This is a genomic window from Gordonia aquimaris (assembly GCF_026262595.1).
Lineage (GTDB): Bacteria > Actinomycetota > Actinomycetes > Mycobacteriales > Mycobacteriaceae > Gordonia > Gordonia tangerina.
The window spans coordinates 328,693-336,571 of the sequence record NZ_JAPKFM010000004.1 but is presented as its reverse complement, the minus strand read 5'-3'; the positions used below and the strand labels follow the sequence as shown (position 1 = coordinate 336,571).

The 7,879-nt window shown below is 67.4% G+C and carries 8 protein-coding genes; 6 read left to right on the top strand and 2 right to left on the bottom strand.

The window, feature by feature from the left end; all coding sequences use genetic code 11:
- Positions 1 to 108 precede the first annotated feature (108 nt).
- Positions 109 to 672 carry a hypothetical protein gene (locus tag OSB52_RS06735; RefSeq protein WP_266060873.1) on the bottom strand — a complete coding sequence of 188 codons (564 nt, stop codon included), beginning with the start codon at positions 670 to 672 and terminating at the stop codon, positions 109 to 111.
- 159 nt (positions 673 to 831) lie between these two features.
- Positions 832 to 1,251 carry a hypothetical protein gene (locus OSB52_RS06730; RefSeq protein ID WP_266060872.1) on the bottom strand — a complete coding sequence of 140 codons (420 nt, stop codon included), beginning with the start codon at positions 1,249 to 1,251 and terminating at the stop codon, positions 832 to 834.
- Between the two features lie 76 nt (positions 1,252 to 1,327).
- Between OSB52_RS06730 and OSB52_RS06725 the strand changes: the two genes are divergently transcribed.
- The 6 genes from OSB52_RS06725 to mnhG are packed head-to-tail and all read left to right on the top strand — an operon-like array spanning position 1,328 to position 7,829.
- The gene (locus tag OSB52_RS06725) at positions 1,328 to 4,240 is read left to right on the top strand and encodes a Na+/H+ antiporter subunit A (RefSeq protein ID WP_266060871.1); all 2,913 of its coding nucleotides are present in this window, start codon (positions 1,328 to 1,330) and stop codon (positions 4,238 to 4,240) included.
- Entirely contained in the window at positions 4,237 to 4,848 is a 612-nt protein-coding gene (locus OSB52_RS06720) for a Na(+)/H(+) antiporter subunit C (RefSeq protein ID WP_235726145.1), read from the top strand. Before OSB52_RS06725 ends, OSB52_RS06720 begins: the two co-directional genes overlap by 4 nt.
- Positions 4,845 to 6,452, top strand: a complete 1,608-nt coding sequence (locus OSB52_RS06715; protein WP_266060869.1) for a Na+/H+ antiporter subunit D — start codon at positions 4,845 to 4,847, stop codon at positions 6,450 to 6,452. The genes OSB52_RS06720 and OSB52_RS06715 overlap by 4 nt, the downstream gene beginning before the upstream one ends.
- Positions 6,449 to 7,240, top strand: coding sequence for a Na+/H+ antiporter subunit E (locus tag OSB52_RS06710; protein ID WP_266060868.1), 792 nt, complete (start codon positions 6,449 to 6,451; stop codon positions 7,238 to 7,240). The genes OSB52_RS06715 and OSB52_RS06710 overlap by 4 nt, the downstream gene beginning before the upstream one ends.
- Entirely contained in the window at positions 7,237 to 7,500 is a 264-nt protein-coding gene (locus OSB52_RS06705; RefSeq protein WP_235726150.1) for a monovalent cation/H+ antiporter complex subunit F, read from the top strand. Before OSB52_RS06710 ends, OSB52_RS06705 begins: the two co-directional genes overlap by 4 nt.
- Positions 7,497 to 7,829 (top strand): monovalent cation/H(+) antiporter subunit G, encoded by a 333-nt coding sequence (gene mnhG / locus OSB52_RS06700; RefSeq protein ID WP_235726154.1) that lies wholly within the window; start codon positions 7,497 to 7,499, stop codon positions 7,827 to 7,829. The genes OSB52_RS06705 and mnhG overlap by 4 nt, the downstream gene beginning before the upstream one ends.
- Positions 7,830 to 7,879 lie beyond the last annotated feature (50 nt).

Genomic DNA, 7,879 nt, shown 5'->3' with positions numbered 1-7,879 from the left:
TGATCGGTCCCGACAGCATCGCCGACGCGCGGGGTCGGATACGGCCGTCGCTGGATGCCGCGCAGTGAGGTGAACGTGCCGATATCCGCAACGTTCACCTCACTCGGTTCAGGCCCCAGTCCCGCTCTCCGTGCTGGGGGTCGTGGTCTGCCCGTCCTGACCGGGAAGTTGGCCTTGTTGTCCCGGTACCTGCCCCTGCTGGCCCGGCATCTGCCCCTGCTGACCGGGCATCTGGCCCGTGCCGCCCTGTCCGCCGGGCATCTGACCGAAGCCGCCCGACCCGCCGAAACCGCCGCCGCGCTGCATGTTCATACCCGGCCCCTGATTCGATGACGATGAGTCGCCGACGACGTAACCGGCGCCGAACCCGATGAGACCGAACACCACCGCAACCCCGATGCCGCCGGCGATGACCGCGTTGCGCACCTTGTCGCTGACGCCATTCGCCTGGTTCGGCGAATTCGGCTGATTCGGATACATCGGCGGTGGGCCGGCGTAGGGCGGGTACGGTCCGTTCGGGGGGACCGCACCGGCCTGTGTGATCGGTTCGGTCGGGGCGTTGTGCTGTGCCGCGACGTCGGGGCGATCGGTCGGCTGCGGATCCTGCGGTTGTTGCAGGTCGCGGGGAGCCTCGGTGGTCGTCGCGTCGGTCGTCGGGTGTGGTGTGGACATCGTCGTCTCGCTTTCGTGGACGTGAAAAGTGACATCCACGGTGCGGACGGGGTCTGTCAGCGGACTGCCGCGAGACTGTCAGTTGGCTGTGAGGTCGGGCGATCGGGCCTTCGTGACATCCCTCCGCAAGCTCCGGGATTCCTCAGGCACCAGGGGACATCACTCCACAGAGACCTGATAAAACACCGACCCCGGCCCACCGGCGGCGCCAGGGGTACTGCCGACCTGCACCCAGTAGTCGGTGGCGTCCTTGGTCGCCGAGAGCACCACCACCCGCTGACCGCCCTCGGTGGTGCGCTGCGACTCGGTGAACCCGGCATCGGTGAGAGTGGACACCGCGGCGTCGAGGATGTTGCCCGCACCGGTCGCGCCCTGCACGGTGACCGCCCACCCGTCGGCGCGGGTGCCGTCGGCGGTCAGCACCGTGCCCTCCACGAGCGGGACCTGCGCAACCGGGAAATCCTGCGGTAAGGCGGCACCGGGCGGACGATCCTCCTCGACCCCACTACACGCGGCGAGAAGTGCGATCAGTGCGATCCCGGCCACCAGCACCGACACCATCCTGTCGAAGCGGTTCATGTTCGCAACGGTAAAGTAGTCGACGCGGGCGATGCCCGTGACACCCCGCCCAACAGTTGAAAGACGGTGTGCCCACTTGATCGGTGTACTGGTTGCGCTCGCGCTCAGCGCGCTCTGTGCACCCCCGGTGATCAAGTGGCTGGGCACGCGCGGCTTCTATGTCCTCGCCCTTGCCCCCGCCGGCGCACTCATCTGGGTGATCCTGAACTGGCCGACTGCCGGCGAACCACCCCGGGTGGAGACCATCGAGTGGGTACCGGTCCTGCAGATGGACATCGTCACCCGCTTCGACACCCTCAGCGCGATCCTGTCGGTCCTCATCCTCGGTGTCGGTGCGCTGGTGCTCTGCTATTGCGCCCGCTACTTCGACGACGCCCGTCCCCGGGTCGCCGTCTTCGGCGGCGAGATGATCGCATTCGCCGCGGCCATGTTCGGCCTCGTCGTCAGCGACAACATGCTGGTGCTCTACGTGTTCTGGGAGCTGACCACCGTCTTGTCGTTCATGCTGGTCGGCTTCTACGGCATCCGTGCGACGGCCCGTCGAGCCGCCACCCAGGCGTTGCTGGTCACCACCGCCGGCGGTCTGGCCATGCTGGTCGGCATCATCATGCTCGGCGAACGCACCGGCAGCTACCTGCTGTCCGACCTGCTCACCAGCCCACCGGCCGCCGGGGTCTACGTCGACACCGCGGTCGTCCTGCTGTTGATCGGCGCGCTCAGCAAATCGGCGATCGTGCCGTTCCACTTCTGGCTGCCCGGCGCGATGGCCGCGCCCACTCCGGTCAGCGCCTACCTCCACGCGGCGGCGATGGTGAAGGCGGGTATCTACCTGATCGCGCGGCTGGCACCGGCGTTCTCCGAAACCCCGAGCTGGCACGTCACCGTGGTGGTGCTCGGCATGATCACCATGGTGTTGGGTGGCTGGCGCTCCCTGCGCGAACTCGACCTCAAACTCGTCCTCGCCTTCGGCACCGTGTCCCAGCTGGGATTCCTGGCGGTCCTCGTCGGTATCGGCGACGCCAACGTGGCGATGGCCGGCATGGCGATGCTGGTGGCCCATGCCCTGTTCAAGGCGTCGCTGTTCATGGTCGTCGGCATCATCGACCACTCCACCGGCACCCGCGACATCCGCAAGCTCGCGCGACTCGGACAACGGCTACCTGTCCTCGCGCTCACCGCGGCCGTCGCCGGTGCCAGCATGGCCGGCTTGCCGTTCACCATCGGCTTCGTCGGTAAGGAGACCGCCTTCGCGTCGGTGTGGGACTCCGGCGCCTACCTGCCCTGGCAGTCGGAGACCATCGACATCGTCCTGCTCGTCGGGTCGGTGATCACCTTCGCCTACACCTGCCGCTTCCTGTGGGGCGCCTTCGGACGCAAGGTGCGCGCCACCCCGAGTCCGGCCGTGGCCAATATGCACCCGCCAGGCGCGCCGTTCTACTTCGCGCCCGTCGTCCTCGCCGCCGCCGGTGTGGTGGCCGGTTTGCTGAGTTCCCAGATCGGCCCGCTGTTCGAGCCGTACGCCGAGACACTGCCCGCCTACGGCCACGAACTCGAGCATCTCGCCATGTGGCACGGCTTCGGTCTGCCGGTCGTGTTCTCCATCATCGTGGTGGTCGCCGGGGCGCTGCTGTTCCTGATCGTCCGGCAGCTGCGCGGTCAGCTGTTCCGCTACCGGCCGTTGCTCAACGCGGACCGCATCTACGATGCGACGCTGCGCGGCGCCGACACCCTGTCGCTGATGATGACCCGCAACACCCAGCGCGGGTCGTTGCCGATCACCCAGGGCGTCATCCTGTCCACCGCGATCATCTTGCCGACCGCGGTGCTGGCGTGGGGTGGCCGCAACCAGCTGGAGTGGCGTGGTTTCGACTCGGCGGTCCAAGCCGTGATCGGCGGCATCATCGCGGTGTCGGCGCTGGCCGCCATCATCCTGCGCAACCGGCTCGCCGCAGCCCTGGTGGTGGGCCTCACGGGCTACGGCGCGGGCATGCTGTTCGCCCTCTACGGTGCGCCGGACCTCGCGCTGACGCAGTTCCTGGTCGAGACGCTGACCCTGGTCATCTTCGTGCTGGTGCTGCGCAAACTGCCCGCCGAACCGGAACCGCGGCACGCCACCGGCTTCAAGCCGCTGCGGGCGCTGATCGGTATCGCGTTCGGCGCCACCCTCGTGGTCATCGGACTGTTCGCGGCGGCCGCCCGCTCCGAACAACCGGTGCAGGTCGACATCCCCGAGGCCGCCTACGAGTTCGGGCACGGCGCGAACGCGGTCAACGTCCTGCTGGTCGACATCCGCGCCTGGGACACCCTCGGCGAGGTGTGTGTGCTGATCGTCGCCGCGACCGGTGTGGCGTCGATGGTGTTCCGCAACCGCCGCTTCGGCGCGGTCCCCCGCGTCGCCGACGCCGCACGCCTGCAATCGGGCACCAACGGCACGGATGTCGACGAGCCGATCCCGCCCGACCGCACCCGATGGCTGCTCGGCAGCGACTTCCGCGATCCACGCCACCGGTCGATGGTGCTCGAAGCCACCACCCGACTGATCTTCCCGACGATGGTGGTGCTGTCGGTGTACTTCTTCTACGCCGGGCACAACGCGCCGGGCGGCGGCTTCGCCGGCGGGCTCACCATGGGCCTCGCCCTGGTGTTGCGTTACCTCGCCGGTGGCCGCTACGAACTCGGCGAGGCATTGCCGGTGGAGCCGGGACGCGTCCTGGGGGCCGGGCTGGCAATCTCCGCGGGTACGGCGGTGACGTCGATGTTCCTGGGTGCGCCCGTGCTGTCGTCGGCGGTCTTCGAGATCACCCTGCCGGTGCTCGGTGACGTGAAACTGGTGACGGCCCTGTTCTTCGACCTCGGCATCTACCTGATCGTCGTCGGCCTGGTCCTCGATGTCCTGCGCAGCCTCGGCGCGCGCCTGGACGTCGAGACCTCCATCGCGGACAACCAGCCCATGCCCATCCGTGCCGACGCCGAGGAGGTGAGCCGGTGAGCATCAACCTCGGTTTCCTGATCGTCGTCGGCGTGCTCGCCGCCTGCGGCGCCTACCTGCTGATGGAACGCAGCCTGATCCGGATGCTGTTCGGGCTCCTGCTCTGCGGCAACGCCATCAATCTGTTGATTTTGGTGGTCTCCGGCGGCATGGGCAATCCGCCGATCATGGGGCGGGCCTCGGAGAACCGCGCCCACGACGCCGATCCCCTGGCCCAGGCGATGATCCTCACCGCGATCGTCATCACGATGGGCATCGCTGCATTCGTCCTGGCGCTGGTCTACCGGCTGTACGTGATCAACCGCGACGACGTGGACGTCGAGGACGACCCCGAGGACCGCAAGATCGCCACCGGTTCGCTGCAGACCGCGCCCGACCGCGACCGCAGCGACGACCCGGTGACCCTGGCCGACACCAGTGCCGGCGATTTCTTCGACGATGAGGGCAATCCGCTGACCCGAGAGGAATTCATCGAACGCCACCGCGGGCTCATCGAAACCGACCTGATGCCCGAGGACGCCGACGTCATCGACGAGGTCGGCCCCGACGAGCCGGGCGCCAACGGACACGAGAATTCGGGGTCGGACCGCGACGGAGGTGGCCGATGACACCGCAACCGTCGTGGGTGCCGGTACTGATCGTGCTGCCCACCCTGGTGCCGATCATCGCCGCGGCGCTCACCCTGCTGCGCGGTCGCAGCCCACGCTTCCAACGCCCGATCACCGTCGGCGCCATCCTCACCGCGTTCATCGCGTCGTGCCTGCTGCTGTATCTGACCAACGAGTACGGCACCTTCGCGGTCACCATCGGCGGCTGGGGCGACAAGGGATTTCCGAACGGACCACTCGGCATCACATTGGTCGTCGACCAGCTCGCGGCGCTGATGCTGGTGGTTTCGACGATCGTGCTGCTGTGCGTGGTGGTGTACGCCATCGGGCAGGGCATCCGCGACGGCACCTCCCATCAGCCGGTGTCGATCTTCCTGCCCACCTACCTGATCCTCACCGCCGGCGTCTGCAATGCCTTCCTCGCCGGCGACCTGTTCAACCTTTACGTCTCTTTCGAGGTGCTGCTGGCGGCGAGCTTCGTGCTGCTGACCCTCGGTGCCAGCGCCGAACGGGTCCGGGCCGGCGCCTCCTACGTGATGGTGTCGATGGTGTCCTCGTTGATCTTCCTGTCGGGGATCGCGTTCGCCTACGCCACCACCGGCACCCTCAACCTCGCCGAGATGGCCGCACGCCTCGACCACGTCCCCGACGGCACCCGCAATGCGCTCTACGCGGTGCTGCTGGTGGCGTTCGGCATCAAGGCCGCGGTCTTTCCGTTGTCGAGCTGGTTGCCCGACTCATATCCGACCGCACCCGCCCCGGTCACCGCCGTCTTCGCCGGCCTGCTCACCAAGGTCGGTGTGTACGCGATCGTGCGGGCACACACGCTGCTGTTCCCCGGCGGCTCGATGGACACGATGCTGATGATCGCCGGTCTGCTGACGATGCTGGTCGGTATCTTCGGCGCGATCGCGCAGTCCGACATCAAACGTCTGCTGTCGTTCACCCTGGTCAGCCACATCGGATACATGGTGTTCGGGATCGCGTTGTCCTCGCAGTTCGGGTTGTCGGCGGCCATTTATTACGTGGCCCACCACATCCTGGTGCAGACGACGCTGTTCCTCGTCGTCGGACTCATCGAACGGCAGGCGGGGTCGTCGTCACTGCGTAGGCTCGGTGGGCTGATGGCCAGTCCGGTGCTGGCCGCGCTGTTCCTGATACCGGCGCTCAACCTTGGCGGCATCCCGCCGTTCTCCGGTTTTGTCGGCAAGGTCGCGCTGATCGAGGCCGGCACCCAGGACGGATCGGTGCTGGCCTGGATGCTCGTGGCGGGGTCGGTGGTGACCAGCCTGCTGACTTTGTACGTGGTGGCTCGTGTCTGGACCAAGGGTTTCTGGCGGCCACGCGCCGACGCGCCGGAAGGCGACCTGTCCGATCAAGGTCCGTCGGCGCTGGTCGACGAGAGCACCGACGGCGCCTTCGACGACCGCGACGACGTCGGGCGGATGCCGGCCGGGATGGTGTTGCCCACGGCTGTCATGGTGATCGCAGGCCTGGTGTTGACGTTGTGGGCCGGACCCATCCTCGGCTTCACCGACCGCGCGGCCACCGACATCACCGATCGCGGCATCTACATCGAGGCGGTTCTGGGAGGTGACCGGTGAACGACGGACCCGAACAGCAGCAGGACGGACGCTCACCCGTGCCGGTGCGGTCGCGCATCATCACCGCCCGCCGAGTGTCGTTGCTGTTCCTGTTCTGGCATTCGGTGACGGTGTTCGTGTGGATGCGCGAGCACATCCACATCCCCCGTTGGTTGGGCAGCGACTCACGAGAGGTCGCCGTCCGACTGTGGACGCTGGCCTGGCTGACCTTCGTGTGGGTGTTGCTGTGGGGCACCGTGTCCTGGGCCAACATCCTCGGGGGCCTGGTGCTCGCGATCGCCATCGTCACCCTCCTGCCACTGCCCCGGGTGCCGGTGGAAGGCCGGGTCCATCCCATCGCGGTGCTGGTCATCCTGGTGCGGTTGGTCATCGACTTCTTCGTGTCCAGTGCACAGGTGGCGTGGGCGGCGATCAGACCGGGCAAACCACCGCTGGGGGCGGTGATCCGGGTGCGGGTGGCGATCAAATCCGACATGGTGCTGACGCTGGCCGTCGACTATCTCAACCTGGTCCCCGGCACCATGGTGCTCGACATCGACCACCGACGACGCATCCTCTACATCCACGTCTTCGACGTGCGCACCGAGAAGAAGGTACAAGCCTTCTACGACCAGGTCGCGTTTGTCGAACGGTCCTTCATCCGGGCGTTCGAGCGCGACAGCGAATGGCATCCGAGTCCGTATCATGGCCTCGACGACGAGTACCACCGGGTCCACGACATCGGTCGCGCCGAGACCGACAACCCCGACGTGGCCGACGTGCCACCGACCGACGGGGGCCGCCGATGACCTACGTCTGGATCACCGTCAGCGTGCTGCTGATGATCGCCGCGGTGTTGACCACGGTGCGGGTGCTGCGCGGACCGTCGTCGCTGGATCGGCTGGTCGCACTCGACACCATGATCGCCCTGTGCATGTGTGGCCTCGCCGCCTGGGCGGCCTACAGTCGCGACTCGACGGTGGTCCCGGCGATCGTCGCGCTGAGCTTGTTGAGCTTCACCGGTTCGGTGGCCATCGCACGTTTCCGGGTGAGGGACGACGAGACATGATCGGCGACATCATCTCCTCGGTGTTCCTGGTACTCGGTGCCGCGTTGGCGCTGACCACCGCCATCGGCATGCTGCGGTTCAAGGACACGCTGAGCCGCATGCACGCCTCCACCAAGCCGCAGACCTTCGGGTTGCTGCTGATGCTCATCGGCGCGATGATCCGGCTCGGCCAGCACGTCGACGTCGGCATGCTGGTGCTGGCCGGACTGTTCGCGCTGATGACCGCCCCGGTGATCGCCCACCGCATCGGCCGATTGGTGTACCAGGAGCAACGCGCCCGCGACGGTCTGCTCAGTCGCGACGACATGGAGAACCCGGCACAGGACTAGCGTGGCGGTCGGCTCGCGCCCCGATCCTCGGATGGGTCTGCCAGAGTGCC

Bases quoted from the DNA above. Each gene is read 5' to 3' on its own strand.
- OSB52_RS06735 (WP_266060873.1), bottom strand. From the start codon at position 672: ATGTCCACACCACACCCGACGACCGACGCGACGACCACCGAGGCTCCC.
- OSB52_RS06730 (WP_266060872.1), bottom strand. From the start codon at position 1,251: ATGAACCGCTTCGACAGGATGGTGTCGGTGCTGGTGGCCGGGATCGCA.
- OSB52_RS06715 (WP_266060869.1), top strand. From the start codon at position 4,845: ATGACACCGCAACCGTCGTGGGTGCCGGTACTGATCGTGCTGCCCACC.
- OSB52_RS06705 (WP_235726150.1), top strand. From the start codon at position 7,237: ATGACCTACGTCTGGATCACCGTCAGCGTGCTGCTGATGATCGCCGCG.
- mnhG (WP_235726154.1), top strand. From the start codon at position 7,497: ATGATCGGCGACATCATCTCCTCGGTGTTCCTGGTACTCGGTGCCGCG.